Source organism: Chryseobacterium jejuense (assembly GCF_900100075.1).
Lineage (GTDB): Bacteria > Bacteroidota > Bacteroidia > Flavobacteriales > Weeksellaceae > Chryseobacterium > Chryseobacterium jejuense.
On sequence record NZ_FNEG01000004.1, the window covers coordinates 265053 to 281766 of the forward strand.

Below are 16714 nucleotides of genomic sequence, written 5' to 3' on the forward strand. Positions count from 1 at the left end.
TCTGTAAGAATCTCACCTTACTTAACTACTAACAATATAAAATTTACCTGTTCAAGATTAAAACATTTATTTAAAAATGATTGAATTGGCCAGTTCAATTTCCTCCTGATTAATAGAGTGTCCGAAATTAGCGTATACTTTTTCCGTTACCTCAGCATTCATCTCTCTTAAAATATTGGCTGTAGCATATACTCTTTCTACAGGAACATGAAAATCCGGATTGCTGGTTCCCAATACAACAGGAGTTCCTGTGAAATCACCTTTGTAATTTTCACGGTTGATCTTATCACCAATCACTCCACCGATAATGGCGACTGCACCACCGAACTTCTGGGCATTTCTGGCTAAAAATTCTAATGTTAGACACGCTCCCTGGGAAAATCCGAAAAAGTAAATATTTTCAGGGGCAATTCCTGCATCTGTAACCGCCTGTACTGTTTCTTCCACCATTTCCAAAGCTGATGACAACCAGGGCTCATTCTGTTCTACCGGTGCCATAAATGACAATGGGTACCAGGTATGATTCAAAGCCTGTGGGGCTACTATTGCATACTCTTTTACATTCAAATGTTGTGAAAGGCTCAGAATATCCTGAGCAGTTCCGCCTCTTCCATGAACCATAATCAAAGCTTTTTTAGCCTGTCTTAGTGGTATTCCTGCTGTTTTTATATTTAAAATATGACTCATTATTTCTCTATCTGTATTTTTCTGTTGGATAATCAATCTTTGGAAGAACATCTAACAGACGATTTCTACGTTTTTCAAACTGTTGGGGCAACTGCAGATCTTCTCCTAAAAATGCAGCTTCTTCATCCACATCGAATCCCGGACCTGAAGTGGCAATCTCAAACAATACACCTCCCGGTTCTTTAAAATAAACGGATGTAAAGTATTTCCTGTCTTTCACTTCGGTATGTTCCAGTCCAAAAGCATTGAGTCTTTCAACCATTTCAAGCTGAGTCTGGGCATCCGGAGTTGCAAAAGCCACATGGTGAACGGTACCTCTTCCCGCTAGTCCTTTTAATGCATTAGGAGTAGAAAGAAGGTCTACATATTTTCCCGGAAGATCTTCTGTACCTAATCTCAGTCGGTCAGGGCTTTCTGAAATAATTTTATGATCCATCTGAGTCGTTAACAGAGCTGCTGTTCTTTCATAGGCATCCTGCCAGATTTCAACGTGGTGAATTCCTTTTAAGGCAAAGTCTTTAGGAATATATCCGTTATAGTATCCTTTTCTGTCATCTTTATCATTAAAAACCAACTCAAGTCCCAATCCGTCAAAGTCTTCAAGATAAATAAAAACCTCACCTGATAATCTTTGTTGTGGCTGTTTGTAAGCAATATTAAACTGATCTAAACGGTTTGTCCAGTAATCCAATGCTTCCATAGATACTGAAAAGGCAGTGGTATTCAGCATACCTTTACCATGTCTTCCATTAATCAGATCTTTACCATAAGGAAAGGTAGTCATAATGGTTCCCGGGGTTCCGTATTCGTCCCCGAAATAAAAGTGATATACATCTGAATAATCAAAGTTTACTGTTTTTTTAACCAGACGAAGTCCTAAAACTCCGGTATAAAAATCTATATTTTCCTGTGCATTACCCGTAATTGCTGTTACGTGGTGCAATCCTGTGATCAGGTTCATAATGTGGGTTGTTAATGGGTTGTTCTAATTGGCTAAGAAGAAAGAGAAGGTAAAAGAGGAAATACAATACCCTGTCTTTTCCCTCTCAAACTCTATGAGTTTTTATGCTTCTTCTTTTAACCAAACATCATTATATTCTTCCGGATGGCGCTTGAACTGTGCATGTACAAACGGACATAGCGGTAATATTTTCAAATCATTTTCTCTTGCATAGGAAACCAGCCTTTCCAATAAAATTTTGGCAAAACCTTTTCCTTCAAATTCAGGATCAACTTCGGTATGGTATACGGTCAGTTTCTTTCCAATAACTGAAATATCCATTTTACCGGCTTTCTTATCCTCTGAGAAAAGTTGGATTTCTCCTTTTCTTCCTTCCAAAACTATTTCTGTTCTTTCCATGTCTTTTATTTTTATTCAAATTTAATTCCTTTATACAAGGCAGATGATGATCTATGATAACTTCGGTAATACTCCTTCTATTTTACTACGCATTCCTTCGTACTGAGCAGGAAGTTTTAAGTTTTGTCCTAATTCATCCAAAGGTTCATCTACTGTAAATCCGGGATTATCTGTTGCGATTTCAAACAAAACACCTCCCGGTTCACGGAAATACAGTGAGTAGAAATAATCTCTGTTGATTTTCGGCGTAATACTTAAACCTGCAGATAAAGCTTTTTCACGGTATTCCATCAAAACAGTATCATCTTTTACTCTGAAGGCAATGTGATGGTTGGTTCCTGCTGCATTTCTTCCGGTTGAAGTTTTATCATTCTCAATAATATCAATAAGGTTGGCTGTATCAATTGCATCTGTTACAAATCTGTATCGTTCGCCTTCCTGTTTTTGAAGGTCATAGCCTAAAAGGTCAGTCAGAACTTTAATCGTTGGCTCTGCTCTTTTCAAGGTTAAGGTGACATTATGGAATCCTTTTAAAGCATTTTCATCCTTGATATCATCAGTAGTCCATACTTTTCGATTATCATCTCCAGCTGGTTCAATAAACTGTAACTGAAGCCCGTCCGGATCTTTAAAAGAAATCGTTTTCTCGCCAAAGATTTCCCCTTCTTCCACATTCACGTTGAAGCTTTTCAAACGGTTTTTCCAGAATTCCAGGCTTCCTTTAGGAACTGAATATCCAATATGAGTAGCCATTCCGCTTCCGTTGCTACCTTTTCCAATTCCTTCCCAAGGAAAGAAAGTAAGGATTGTTCCCGGTGTTCCGGTTTCGTTTCCGAAATAGAAATGATAAGTTCCCGGATCATCAAAATTAACGGTTTTCTTTACCATTCTTACTCCTAAAACCTGAGTATAAAAATCTAAATTTCTTTTCGCGTTGTCTGCAATGGCAGTGATATGATGTAGACCTAATATTCTATTGTCCATGTCTTTAATTTTGATGCTAAATTACACCGACTGAGAATTCTGCACATTTAACTAGTTTAATAAATGCAAAAACCCGGCACTCGACCGGATTTTTAAAATAACATCATATAAGTAACCTAAGTCACTCTATTTCTTTCCTATTTTTGATAAAAGGCTGATGAGCATTTCTACTTCTTCATCTTCCAAATTTCCATAAACAGCATCTACATTGGAAAGTTCATCAGAAACTTTTTTACATAGTGTTTCTCCTTTTTCTGTAAGCTTTACATCAATCAAACGTTTATCATCCGGGTTCACACCTTTTTCTACAAGATCTTTCACAATAAGACGGTCTACCAATCTTGAAACACCTGCATTTTTCTCCAGCATTTTCTTCAGAATATCAGAGGTAGATAACGGAGTTCCTGCATCATGTAAAATAGACAGGACATTGTATTGCTGGGAAGTGAGTCCATATTCCGCAAAAAATTCCTGTGATTTTTCATACACATTGTTGTAGGTTTCTACCATGGTAATACCGAGTTTTCTGCGAAGAGGTATATCGTTAAGATCTTTTGTATTCATTTCTCTGTTTTAAATTACTGTATCAGGTAGCCACCATCTACCGGAAGATAAGCCCCCGTACAGAAGCTTGCATCTTCAGATGCCAAAAATAAGACAGCTTTTGCAATTTCCTCGGGTTTTCCTAATCTTTTCATCGCATGTTTAGATTCCATATAGGATCTGTACTCTGCACTTTGCGCTGCATTATCCATTAATAGAGGGGTTTCTATGTATCCGGGACCAATGGCATTCACACGAATATTGTTAGTTCCATTTTCAAGAGCGGCAACTTTGGTAAGCCCAACCAGCCCGTGTTTCGATGAAGCATAAGAAGCAATTCCGAATTCTGCTACCTGGCTCATAATAGATCCCATATTAATAACTGCCCCACCGGTTTCCTGTTTTCTCATCTGAGCAATCTGATATTTCATTCCATAAAATACGCCGCTCAGATTAATATTAATCACTTTCTGCCATTCTTCTACAGACTTTTCATGAACCGGAGAAGCGTCTACAATTCCAGCATTATTCACCGCTACATCCAAGCTTCCGAATGCTTTCACCGTTTCATTAACTGCTTTTTCTACTTCTTCATGATTGGATACATCGCAGGCAATAAATCTGACATCGGTTCCTTCTTTCAGAACTTCTTCCAGTGTTTCTTTATTTTCTTTAAGATCAGCAATAACAATTTTTGCTCCTTCTCTGGCCATTAAAACGGCAACGGCTTTTCCTATTCCTGAATTTCCGCCTGTAATAAAAGCGACTTTGTTTTCAAAACGTTTCATACTATCTGTTTTTAAAGTTATTAAAATTGACATTTCAAAATTAATGACTAATCATCAATGTCTAATCATAAATATTGTTAAATTTTAATCTAATCTTGTTATTCAATTAATTACAACCATTCAAAAGGATATTTGTGCCATCGCTTTTTTAATAATTATTGATGGGATTTCTTCATTTCAATTTCAATTTCCACTAACAAAAACACTTTGCATTTTTCATAAAAATTTCAATTTATTTTACCTTTTCCATAACGTTAAAAACATCGAATTTCAATATTAAATGAATTAAAAAATAGAACAATCAATTTTAAACATTCTAAATCATAAAAAAATACAACAATCAAAATACTGATTATCAATGATATAATTCATTAACGATAATTTAATATTTAAAAACTCTACATTTTTGGTGGACTAATAAAAATTATATTATATATTTGCAAACGTATTCAGGAAATAAAATAAAATGAGCACAGAAACAAAGAATAACGCAACAATAAAACACATCATAAAAAACATGATGAAGGATATCTGTATGCCTGTGCATAAAGAATACTGTGGGTGACCTTACTTTTAATATGACATACTTTTAAAGGCCCTACCAAGTTGTAGGGCCTTTTTTATTTAAAAACCAAAACATTAAAAAAATAACAATGAGCAATTCTAAAAACAAATGGCTGGTTCCATTGGCATTTACAAATATCTATGTAATATGGGGGATTACGTTTTTAGCTATTTCATTTGGCTTAAAAGGTTTTCCGCCGTTCATTCTTTCGGGATTGAGATTTCTGGTAGCAGGAATTCTGATGATTGGATATCTCCTGGCTAAAGGGGAAAAAGCAAACTCTCTCATCAACTGGAAGAAAAACGCAATTACCGGAGTTCTTATTCTTACCGGGGGAACAGGGCTTGTAGCCTGGGGCGAGCAATATGTAACTGCTTCTGAGGCGGCAATCTCCATAGCAACCGGGCCATTCTGGTTCATTGCTATTGATAGAAAAAACTGGAAATACTATTTTTCAGATAAGTTTATTCCTATAGGATTAGCGATTGGTTTTGTAGGATTGGTCTTTTTCTTAAAAGGAAGTGTCAATTCAACGGCGGCACATGCTGCTGCAGATCCTCAACTCCGTATTACTGCTTTTGTGGTATTGGGACTAAGTTCTATTGCGTGGGTTTTGGGTTCTTTATATTCTAAGAAAAATCCGGCTTCGCAATCTACTTTTATGAATATTGCCCAACAGCTTATTGTGGCAGGAACAGCTGCTTTTCTTATTGCCTTATTAAGAGGGGAATGGACTGATTTCTCGGTGTCTACAGTACCGGTCTCAGCCTGGACAGGCGTTCTGTTTTTGATCTTCTTTGGATCGATAGTCGCTTATTTGTCGTACATTTGGCTGCTGTCTGTAAAACCCGCTGCATTGGTGAGCACTCATACTTACATTAACCCTATTGTAACGGTTATTGCAGGATGGATTGTGGCCAATCAAAGTATCAATGGAGGTCAGTTATATGGTTTGGCAATCATATTGCTGGGAGTATTGCTGACCAATGTCACCAAGTATTTCAAGCTTTCAAAAAGGGCTAAGGTCAAAATCAGAAGAGTTAGAAGATTTTTTAACAGGGCAGGCAAAAGGTATCAACCTATTTAAATAGTATAAAACATCAGAATGATAGAAATCAGAAACATATCAAAAACATTCCATCAGAAGAAACAGGCCTTCAAGGCATTGGATCAGGTGAGCCTCAATATAGATAAAGGAGATATCGTAGGAATTATAGGATTCTCCGGTGCCGGAAAAAGTACCCTGATCCGTACCGTTAATCTGTTGGAAAGACCGGATGAAGGACAGATCATTATTAATGGAAAAGATTTTACCCAATTAAGTTCAAAGCAGCTTGCTGAGGAACGTAAAAAAATAGGAATGATCTTCCAGCATTTTAATCTTCTTTCTTCGAGAACAGTTTTTGATAATGTAGCCCTTCCACTGGAACTGGATCACAGCAGCAAAGATCAAATCAAGAACAAGGTCAACGAATTATTAAAAATTGTAGGTCTTGAAGATAAAGCCAACGATTACCCAAGGAGTCTTTCCGGCGGCCAGAAACAAAGAGTAGCCATTGCAAGAGCTTTAGCTAATGATCCTCACCTTCTGCTTTGTGATGAAGCAACCAGTGCCCTGGATCCGGTGACCACTCAATCTATTTTACAGCTTTTAAAGGATATTAACCAGAGATTAGGAATTACCATCCTTCTGATTACCCATGAAATGGAAGTTATCAAATCTGTTTGTAACCATGTTGCTGTAATCGACAAAGGAAAACTACTAGCCAAAGGAACTTTAAGTGAGATCATTTCAAACCGTGAAAATCCGGTGATCCAACAATTTATAAATTCAGACGTCATGACCCTGCCACAGGAACTTAATAACAGACTACAGAAAGAGCCACAGGATGGTTTATTTCCGCTGGTCGAAATAGAACTTAACGAAAACATAAGTGTTGAACAAATTCTTTCAGCATTATATAATGAACATAAAATCCCATACAAACTTTTGAAAGCAGATGTAGAATATTTTGGGAATTCTAATTTTGGTAAACTACTTTTGCAACTTCAAGGTGAAGCTGAGGAAAACCAAAAAGCCATCTATTATTTTAATCAAAATAAAATTCAAAATACAGTAAAAGGATATGCTTAGTGATGTGGTACTTGCCCTTTTGGCAAAAGGAACCTGGGAAACGGTTTATATGACATTTGTGTCAGGATTTTTTGGTTTTGTGCTAGGCCTTCCGGTTGGAATTCTGTTATTTTTAACAAGAAAAGGACAACTATTGGAAAATGTTGCCTATTACAGAGCATTATCCATTATCGTGAATGTATTCCGTGCCATCCCTTTTATTATTTTAATTGTGTGGATGATTCCTTTTACAAGGATTTTAGCAGGAACATCCATCGGAGTAAACGCAGCATTGGTTCCATTAAGTGTAGGAGCAGCTCCTTTTATTGCCAGATTGGTGGAAAACAGCCTTATTGAAGTTCCTCACGGATTAATTGAAACAGCAAGAGCGTTGGGAGCATCTCCTTTCCAAATCATTAGAAAGGTTTTACTTCCGGAAGCACTTCCTTCGCTGATTAATAATGCTACTATTACTTTAATCACATTAGTAGGGTATTCTGCAATGGGTGGTGCTGTAGGTGCCGGCGGATTAGGACAGGTTGGTTATCAGTATGGATATATTGGTTATGATATTGTCATCATGAACACCGTTTTAGTATTGCTTGTTCTTTTGGTATTTATCATCCAGTTTATGGGAGATCGATTGTCTAAAAGATTTGACCATAGATAAGTTTCGGGGTGCGGGATTCGGGTTGGAGAGTTTGAGGGTTTGAGAGTAAAGGAGATTCTTGTAAACGAATTTTCTAAATAGTTTTACCTTCTTACCTTTATATATATTAAAAAGAATAGAATGAAAAAAATAAAGATTTTAGGTTTAATAGCTGCTGGTGTACTGCTTTTCAGTGCATGCTCAGGAAGAAAGGATGATCCGAATTTCATCAGGGTCGGAATTACTTACGGACCGGAGCAGGAAGTGGCCGAAGTAGCTAAAAAGGTAGCGAAGGAAAAATATAATCTTGAAGTGGAACTTATCCCTTTCAACGATTATGTAGTTCCCAACGAAGCCTTGGTAAATGGTGACATTGATGCCAATGCTTTCCAGCATGCTCCTTATTTAGCCGAACAATCAAAACAGAGAGGGTATAATCTTGCAATTGTAGGAAATACCTTTGTCTACCCTATTGTTGCCTATTCTAAAAAGATTAAAAACCTTAGTGAGTTGCAAAATGGGAGCACGATTGTTATCCCTAATGACCCTACCAATGGCGGCCGTTCTTTACTTCTGCTACAGAAAAACGGTTTATTGAAACTAAAAGCAGGAGTCGGATTGCTTCCAAAAGTCACTGATATTACAGAAAATCCAAAAGAGTTGAATATCATGGAAATTGAAGGGGCACAAATCCCTAGAGTTTTGGATGACAGAGATGTTGTTGTAGGAATTATCAATAACAATTTTGCAGCACAAGCCGGATTAGATTCGGAAAAGCAAGGAATATTTAAAGAAGATAAAGATTCGCCTTATGTTAACCTTGTTGTGACAAGACAGGATAATAAGAACAGCCAGAAGGTAAAAAACTTTGTGAAAGCTTACCAGTCTGATGAAGTGGAGAAAAAAGCCCTTGAGGTATTTAAAGGAGGTGCGGTAAAAGGATGGGATTAGGTGTTTGAGTATGAGAGTTTCGGGGTGCGGGGTTCGAGATACGGGGTTATAATCCCTTCGCTCCAAATTGATGATTCACTTGTGAAGCAAAATTAACTATTGACATTGAGAGTTCAATATTTTCTGTCTATTATCTCTTCGTCTATCATCTTCATGCCTCTTGTCTCTATTATAGCATTTCTACTTTACAATAAATAACAAGCTGTCAGCATTTTTGCAGGCAGTTTTTTTATGTCTGAAAATTTATTTTCTCAATTTGAGATAATATAAAAATTTTGTTTATTTTTGCTTTAATCCAATAAAAAGGCATTATGTTAAAGAAAACCGCCATTGTAAGCTTATTCACCTTTATTTCTGTTTCTTATATGGCCCAGAACAATACTCCCGTTTATTTAGATGAATCAAAACCTGTAGAAGAGCGTATCAAAGATGCTCTTTCCAAAATGACCCTGGAAGAAAAAGTAGCTATGCTTCACGCACAGTCGAAATTCAGTTCTCCTGGTGTTCCAAGATTAGGAATTCCTGAATTCTGGACAACTGATGGTCCTCACGGGGTACGCCCTGAAGTAATGTGGGACGAATGGGATCAAGCCGGATGGACTAATGATTCTATTATCGCCTACCCTGCCCTAACCGCTCTATCTGCAACATGGAATAAAAAAATGTCATGGAACTATGGTAAAGCATTGGGAGAAGAAGCCCGATACAGAAAGAAAGATATTCTTTTAGGACCTGGAGTTAACATCTACAGAACTCCATTGAATGGAAGAAACTTTGAATACATGGGTGAAGATCCTTATCTGACTTCAAAAATGGTGGTTCCTTATATCAAAGGGGTACAATCTAACGGAGTAGCCACTTCTGTGAAACATTTTGCCCTGAACAATCAGGAAATGTTCCGTCATACCAGCAATGTGAATGTGGACGACAGAACTCTTTATGAAATATACCTTCCACCTTTCAAAGCTGCTGTTACAGAAGGGGATTCCTGGACAATCATGGGTGCTTATGACCTATATAAAGGTCAATATGCCAGCCAGAATCAATACCTTTTGAATGATATTCTGAAAAAGGAATGGAATTATAAAGGTGTAGTAGTTTCCGATTGGGGCGCAGTTAACAATACTGAACAAGCGATTCACAACGGATTGGATCTTGAATTCGGATCATGGACCAATGGACTTTCTGCAGGAACTAAAAATGCTTATGATAATTATTATCTGGCCAAGCCTTATCTTGATCTGATTAAAGCCGGAAAAGTAGGAACTCAAGAACTGGATGACAAGGTAACCAGACTCCTTCGCCTTGCTTATAAAACTACCATGAACAGAAATAAGCCTTTCGGAAATATTGCTTCGGAAGAGCACAAAGCTGTGGCTAAAGAAATCGGAGAAGAAGGCGTTGTTCTATTAAAAAACCAGGGAAATATCCTTCCGATAGACCTTAATAAAGCTAAAAAAATTGCTGTTATTGGGGAAAATGCCATCAAGATCATGACAGTTGGTGGCGGATCTTCCTCACTAAAAGTAAAATATGAAACCCTACCATTGGACGGAATCAAATCCAGATTTGGTAAACAATCGGATGTACAGTATGCCAGAGGATATGTAGGAGACATTGGCGGAGAATATAATGGTGTAAAATCCGGACAGGACTTAAAAGACACCCGTTCAGCAACTGAATTATTAAACGAAGCAGTAGAATTAGCAAAAAAATCTGACTACGTAATTTTCGTTGGCGGACTGAATAAAGCAGATTTTCAGGATAGTGAAGGAAATGACAGAAAAAGCTATGGATTGCCATATAATCAGGACAATGTGATTTCAGCATTAGCCAAAGCCAACAAAAACCTAGCTGTAGTTCTGGTTTCCGGAAACGCTGTTGCCATGCCTTGGATCAAAGAAGTACCAACCGTTTTACAGTCATGGTATCTTGGTTCTGAAGCTGGAAATTCTATCGCTTCTATTTTAGCAGGTGATGCTAACCCATCAGGAAAACTTCCGTTTACATTCCCTGTAAAACTTGAAGATAATTCCGCTCATCAGCTTGGAGAATATCCGGGGCAGAAAGACGAATTCGCTGCCGGAAAAGGAAAAGATCAGAAAAACCCAATCAATATTACCTATAACGAAGGAGTATTTGTAGGATATCGTTGGCATGACACCAAAAACATCAAACCTCTTTTCAGCTTTGGGCACGGATTGAGCTACACTACTTTTGAATTTGGAAAAGCTAAAGCAGATAAAACCACCTTATCACCAAACGATACTATCACCTTTACTGTAACTGTTAAAAATACAGGCAAGAAAGCAGGAGCCGAGGTTGCACAGCTTTATATCAATGATGTGAAATCATCTGTACCACGCCCTGCTAAAGAGTTAAAAGGTTTTGAAAAGGTGTTTTTAAATCCTGGAGAAGAAAAAGAAGTGACTTTCACTATTGACAAGTCAGCTTTAAGTTTCTTTGATGCTCAGAAACACGACTGGGTAGCTGAGCCGGGTGATTTTGAAGCTTTAATCGGAAATTCTTCGGATGCCATTAAAACAAAAATAAAGTTTACGTTGAAATAGTAAAGGGTGGAAGATGGAAGCATGAAGATGGAAGTTACTATTTGACGGCTAACTAATCTATCTATTAATTTTGTAGAATTTGAGCAGGTTTCTTTTTGGAGCCTGCTTTTTTGTTTCTCATGCAGATCAAACTTATGACACAGATCAGATCTCCACATCAATCTGCGTAATTTGCGAAATCTGCGTGAAATTAAATTACTAAGTCATTAAGAAAAATTAAAGATTTTAAGAGAAGTTAAGTTTCATCAAAGATGAATGAAAAAAACGCTTACCAATAGCTTCAGCTATTTCCTTAACTATCCTTAAAAACTTAAAGCCTCTTAATGGTTCAATTTTTAGAAAATCTCTCGCTGATTGAGCTGATGACGCAAATTTTTTAGATAAAACGCAAAGAAAATTTGTTGAACCGTTTTATTCCAAGGGAGCTAAGAAGTGCGACAAGTCGCTGATGAAGCAATATGATTAACCATGCGCTTAATCAAAATCGATTGCAAATCGATTACTCTCTTAGCTTCCTTACAATATAATGTCAGAATATTTTAAAAACTTTACGTTAAATAAAACTATCCGTGATTCGAATTTTAAAAATTTCTCACAGACCAGATGATTACGCAGATTTTTTAGATAAAAACGCAAAGAAAATTTGTTGAATCGCTTTATTCCAAGGAAGCTAAGAAGTGCGGCAAGCCGCTGATGAAGCAATATGATTAACCATGCGCTTAGAAAGAATCAATGCAATTGATTCCCCTTAGCTTCCTTGAAATATAACATCAGAATATTTTAAATCTTTGCGTCAAAAAAACTCATAAAGATTAAGGTTTTTAGTAAATCTCTCGCAGATTTCGCAAATTGTGCAGATTTTTTTGAGCATGTATTTATGTCGTTATAAAAATTGGAACCTTGAAATAAGTAAAAAACAGGCCTCAAAATGAAACCTGCTTTATATTTAATTGATCTAACACCTCTTTTATTTTGCTCCACCAGCATTTTTCTCCACATCTGTTTTTGTGTTTTCTTTCACCTTTTGGTTTCCGAAACGCTTTACAAAAGTAACGTTCACCCCGTACCAATCCCATAATTCATATCTTCTGACTGTTCCTCCCTGATTGTAAGTGATATCATCAGAATAAGGTCTTTTAAAAATATTCATCAGCTGTATACTGGCTTCCATTTGTGTTTTAGGGAATATTTTGGTGATCGAGATATTATGGAATACGTTGGTGTTATTAGCCTGGGTATTTCCATTGTTCTGATTGGAAATTTCCATCCACGCACTCAGATTAATGTTCTTATTGAAAAGGTTTGTATAAGAAAGATTGGCTGAACCACCCCAATAATTGATATAAGCTTTTCCACCAATATCATTCTTCAAATTGAAATCATGATTATCAATATAGTACCAACCAAATCCAACATTCACATTTAGCTTATTTTTAAGGAAATTTTGATTGGTATTGGCAAAAAGGTAATATTTCTCAACTCTTCCATTAAAGTTCCCGGGATAAGACACATTTCTTCCACCTTCACTGGAATAAGTGGTCCAGTAATCCTGATTGGTATACATATATCTTGCAGAAATAAAATACTTTTTCAGGATTCCAAACTTCAGGTAAAGCCTGTCATTAGGGTTAGGATTCAAATCCATATTTCCTCTGGAATAGGTTCCATCAATAGAGGGTGTTAAAAAAGGATTGAATTCCGAATACCAAGGTCTCCAAATTTTGCGGTCGTAAGTAAGACTCAGATCATACTTATCTGAAAAACTGTATTTCAGCAATAAATTAGGGAGAAAAGTGCCATAGCCATCTTTTCTTTCAGTTCCTGCTACATCCTGTCTTATCTTAAAATCAATATATTCATATCGAAGTCCGAACCTGGCTTCCAATTTCTTGAAAAACGTTTTACTATAATTAGCATAAACAGAAGTGATATTATCCTCATAATGGAATCTATCTCTTGTTGAAAGCCCTGCATACTCAGAAGTCCCAAGACTGTATCCATAGAGGTTATTAGGAATAACATGGTTGTTGAATTCTGTTTTTGCTCCTACTTCAATAGTTCCCCAGGATTTTCCTAAAGGCTGGGTATAATCCACTTTCAGGTAATAATTACGCATCTGGGCATTGTTTATGGATCCTATTTCTTTAACCTTGGGATTGTTTACAATTGTCTTATTGATGAGATCATTATTATCATTACCTGAATAATTGGTCCCAAGATTTACATCCAAAATTCTGTTTTTTTCTTTATCATAATACTTATAAAAAGCATTGGTACCCAAGTTTCGGTAAAAACCATTAGCAGTTTGAGCCTGATGGTAATTTATAAAGTCTTTTTTATCATAATCATACTCTCTTCCGTCAGTATTGGACCATGATAAGTTTCTGCTCTGATAAAATTCCAGAACAAGCCCTATATTATTTTTGTCATTCAGTTCAAATTCAGAAGTAGAGGAAAGGGACGGGGTTTCACTTTTGGAAATGGTTTCATAGCTTAGATCCCTGTTCAATTTTTCATCAGCATAAAACACAAGGTTACTGGAGCCTTTTTGTACATAATTATTATTGGCATAACTTCCAATCAGGGTCTGGGTAAATTTCTTCTTATGATAATTCAGGTTAAAGTTAGAATACTGTGTATTTTTTGTACTGTGCCTGTTGCTTAGCGAAATACTTCCTTTTAATCCTTCATCATCGCGTTTCTTCAAAACAATATTGATAACAGAACCGGTAGCTTCATATCGTGAAGATGGGCTGGTGATCACCTCAATCTTCAATAGATTATCTGCGGGAATCGTTTTAAGATATTCTTTTAATTCTTTTCCTGTAAAAACTGATTTTCTGTCATTGATATATACAGTCACAGACTGTCCTTCCGCCTTTATAGCATCACTGTTATCAATGCTTACCAGAGGAGTCATTCTCAGAACATCCCATGTTGTATTTCCGGCTACAATGGCACTGTTGGCCACATTAAAGACAGTTCGGTCTACTTTAGACTCTACTGTAGGTTTTCTCGCCACAATGGTTACCGCTTCAATCTCTTTTGCATCGCCTTTTGTAGTGTCCTTCACAGCAGGAGCCTGAGTTTGTGCAAAAGCCAAAGAGCCCGTTAATAGTGCGATAGGAAATAATATTACTTTCATGTGAAATCTTAGTTTTATCTATAAGACCACTATACCCTAATATTTGTTACATCGAAAAAATTAAAGAACAGTAATAAACCTCTATGTTTTAACAGTTTACAAATTTTAAATTTAGGAATAATTCAAAAAAATAACATTTATTAAGACATGATAAATAATTAAACACTCTTATTTCTACTACTTGTACAATAAATTGATAATAGCAATAATTTCCATTAACCAAACTTTAACATATTTATTTTCATTTTACCCATAAAAAAAGCCCGGATCTCACCCGGGCCGCTAGCAATAGCAAATTTACAAGGATTAAAAAATAAAGAATATGCTAGTGTACGTTTTCAAAATAATGAATCATGCCTACTTCTGGTAAGTGATGCTGATCTATATTGAAATCAGTTTTCTGATTATGAGTATTTTCTAAAAAAGAATTACTGAATAAAGCATACGAAGGCTGCTGTGCCAATCCATTTTTCAAAAGCTGATGCGCCTCAACAATCGTTTTCCCATACAGCTTTCTGAAACTTCCGATATTATATTGCGAAAAGGCTCCATAATGAACGATAAACTTCAGAGACAAATCTATAGTGGTGCTTAAACTTTTACTCAATTCTTTTATTTTTCTGTTGAATGCATTACGCATTTTCCAAAGCATTCCTGAAATATTCTGATAAGACGGATTTTCATCATAGCGATAAAACAAAATGGCATCGCCTTCAATTTCAGAAATTTCAAAATACTGATCGTTCACATCAATCAGCGTAGATAATAGTTGTCTTACAATATATTCTCCTGTATAAAGTTTGGTATTGAACACAAATTCTGTAAATCCGCTGAAATCCGGAATTAAAATGATTCCCTCTTGTATATCTGTATTCTTCATAATGATTTTGGATTAAAAACCTGCTGCATCTAAAGACGAAGCAGGTTTAATTTTACTTTATTGCCATCCGCCACCTACAGAACGGTAAAGCGCAGTTATTGCATTCAATCGTTGAGCTTTCAGAGAAGCCAGTTCCAATTCGGCATTAAGCTTATTGGTTTGAGCCATGATAACCTCTACATATGTTGCTGAATTATACTTGAATAACAGATCTGCTTTCTTCACAGCTTCACCGGATTTCACTACCAATCCTTCAGCAATTTTCTGTTGCTCTTCCAGCTTCTGAATCTGCACCAACGCATCAGAAACTTCGCCTACCGCTTTTAAAACAGATTGCTTAAAACCTATTTCAGCCTGATCTGCTAATACTTTAGACTGCTCATACTGAGTTTTCAGCTGTTTTCCATTCAAAATAGGCTGAGCAATAGCTCCGGCAGCCATTCCAAAAAGAGATCCCGGAATACTGAACCATTTGCTAATCTGGAAAGCATTCACTCCACCTTGAGCTGTAATATTCAATGAAGGATACATACTCATTTTAGCAATATGGATTGCTGCCGCGCTTTTTCTCACCTCTAACTCAGCCGTTTTCACATCAGGTCTGTAACTTAATAACTCTGACGGAACTCCTGCTGAAATGTGATCGGGAGACTGTACATTATTCAAGCTTGCTTTTCTTTCAATTTTCCCTGGCATGGAACCGGTTAACAGACTTAAAGCATTCTCCTGCGTAGCCACAGAACTTTCAATGGCAGGAATCGTTTTCAGGATCTGATCTTTTACAATTTCCTGTTGCTGCACCGCCAAAGCTGTTGTTAATCCCAACTCCTGTTGCTTCACTAAAAATGTAAGGGTATTATCAGCATACGCTAAATTAGACTTTGTAATTTCCAACTGCGTATCCAGCATCAAAAGATTATAATACCCTTGAACTACAGCAGCCACCACTTGTGTCTTTACCGCCTTTGCTGCCTCCTGGGTTTTAAGATAGTCTGCCAATGCCTGCTCCTTTCTTCCTTTAATCTTTCCCCAGATGTCAGCTTCCCACGAAAAATTTAGGGCTGCTGTATAATCTTCCATATATCTTTTTCCCATAAACTGACCTGCCATCATTCCGTTCATACTGTTGTCAGAAGGTCGGCTGATATTAGCATTTGCAGTAGCATTGATAGTGGGAACATTTCCCCACTTACTTTGAGTATACGCCAGTGAAGCAAATTCGATTTGTTTTAAAGCAACTTGCAGATCATTATTCTGCACCATCGCCTTATCAATTAATCCTACCAAAACCGGATCTTTGAAAAAGTCTTTGTAACCGATTTTTGCAATATTTTCATTCTGCTCCACCACAATACTGTCACTTCTGAAAGCTTCAGGCATCTTCACTTCAGGCTGTTTATACTTTTGAACGCCACACGAAACGGCTGTCCCGGAAATGAATGCGATATATGCTATATTTTTAATTTTCATTGTTAAAAT

General features: G+C 36.7%; 14 protein-coding genes. 5 read left to right on the top strand and 9 right to left on the bottom strand.

The features are described 5' to 3' along the window. Window positions 1-66: 66 nt before the first annotated feature. From BLS98_RS13555 to BLS98_RS13580, 6 genes are all read right to left on the bottom strand, one after another. Entirely contained in the window at window positions 67-687 is a 621-nt protein-coding gene (locus BLS98_RS13555) for an alpha/beta hydrolase (protein WP_089737338.1), read from the bottom strand. Window positions 688-694: 7 nt separating this feature from the next. Next, window positions 695-1648, bottom strand: coding sequence for a ring-cleaving dioxygenase (locus BLS98_RS13560; protein WP_089737043.1), 954 nt, complete (start codon window positions 1646-1648; stop codon window positions 695-697). Between the two features lie 102 nt (window positions 1649-1750). Next, entirely contained in the window at window positions 1751-2047 is a 297-nt protein-coding gene (locus tag BLS98_RS13565; RefSeq protein WP_089737044.1) for a GNAT family N-acetyltransferase, read from the bottom strand. Between the two features lie 51 nt (window positions 2048-2098). Continuing rightward, entirely contained in the window at window positions 2099-3031 is a 933-nt protein-coding gene (locus BLS98_RS13570) for a ring-cleaving dioxygenase (RefSeq protein WP_089737045.1), read from the bottom strand. 126 nt (window positions 3032-3157) lie between these two features. Next, complete coding sequence (locus BLS98_RS13575; protein WP_089737046.1) at window positions 3158-3595, bottom strand: MarR family winged helix-turn-helix transcriptional regulator; 438 nt, start codon at window positions 3593-3595, stop codon at window positions 3158-3160. A gap of 14 nt (window positions 3596-3609) precedes the next feature. Further along, the gene (locus tag BLS98_RS13580; RefSeq protein ID WP_089737047.1) at window positions 3610-4362 is read right to left on the bottom strand and encodes an SDR family NAD(P)-dependent oxidoreductase; all 753 of its coding nucleotides are present in this window, start codon (window positions 4360-4362) and stop codon (window positions 3610-3612) included. 653 nt (window positions 4363-5015) lie between these two features. Between BLS98_RS13580 and BLS98_RS13585 the strand changes: the two genes are divergently transcribed. The 5 genes from BLS98_RS13585 to BLS98_RS13605 all read left to right on the top strand — a co-directional run bounded on the left by BLS98_RS13585 (window position 5016) and on the right by BLS98_RS13605 (window position 11210). After that, a complete protein-coding gene (locus tag BLS98_RS13585) occupies window positions 5016-6014 on the top strand; it encodes an EamA family transporter (RefSeq protein ID WP_089737048.1) in 999 nt (332 codons plus the stop codon). An 18-nt stretch (window positions 6015-6032) separates the two neighbouring features. Beyond that, window positions 6033-7061, top strand: a complete 1029-nt coding sequence (locus BLS98_RS13590; RefSeq protein WP_089737049.1) for a methionine ABC transporter ATP-binding protein — start codon at window positions 6033-6035, stop codon at window positions 7059-7061. Next, window positions 7054-7710, top strand: a complete 657-nt coding sequence (gene metI, locus BLS98_RS13595) for a methionine ABC transporter permease MetI (protein ID WP_089737050.1) — start codon at window positions 7054-7056, stop codon at window positions 7708-7710. Before BLS98_RS13590 ends, metI begins: the two co-directional genes overlap by 8 nt. A gap of 120 nt (window positions 7711-7830) precedes the next feature. Beyond that, window positions 7831-8640: a methionine ABC transporter substrate-binding lipoprotein MetQ gene (metQ, locus tag BLS98_RS13600; RefSeq protein WP_089737051.1), complete on the top strand. Its 810-nt coding sequence runs from the start codon at window positions 7831-7833 to the stop codon at window positions 8638-8640. A 311-nt stretch (window positions 8641-8951) separates the two neighbouring features. Then, on the top strand, window positions 8952-11210 hold the full coding sequence (locus BLS98_RS13605) for a glycoside hydrolase family 3 C-terminal domain-containing protein (RefSeq protein ID WP_089737052.1): 2259 nt from the start codon (window positions 8952-8954) through the stop codon (window positions 11208-11210). Between the two features lie 967 nt (window positions 11211-12177). On the opposite strand, the gene BLS98_RS13615 is transcribed toward BLS98_RS13605, so the two are convergent. The 3 genes from BLS98_RS13615 to BLS98_RS13625 all read right to left on the bottom strand — a co-directional run bounded on the left by BLS98_RS13615 (window position 12178) and on the right by BLS98_RS13625 (window position 16705). Further along, window positions 12178-14355, bottom strand: coding sequence for an outer membrane beta-barrel family protein (locus BLS98_RS13615; protein ID WP_089737054.1), 2178 nt, complete (start codon window positions 14353-14355; stop codon window positions 12178-12180). A gap of 325 nt (window positions 14356-14680) precedes the next feature. Further along, on the bottom strand, window positions 14681-15235 hold the full coding sequence (locus tag BLS98_RS13620) for a DUF2652 domain-containing protein (RefSeq protein WP_089737055.1): 555 nt from the start codon (window positions 15233-15235) through the stop codon (window positions 14681-14683). A gap of 57 nt (window positions 15236-15292) precedes the next feature. Further along, window positions 15293-16705: an efflux transporter outer membrane subunit gene (locus tag BLS98_RS13625; RefSeq protein WP_228425225.1), complete on the bottom strand. Its 1413-nt coding sequence runs from the start codon at window positions 16703-16705 to the stop codon at window positions 15293-15295. Window positions 16706-16714 lie beyond the last annotated feature (9 nt).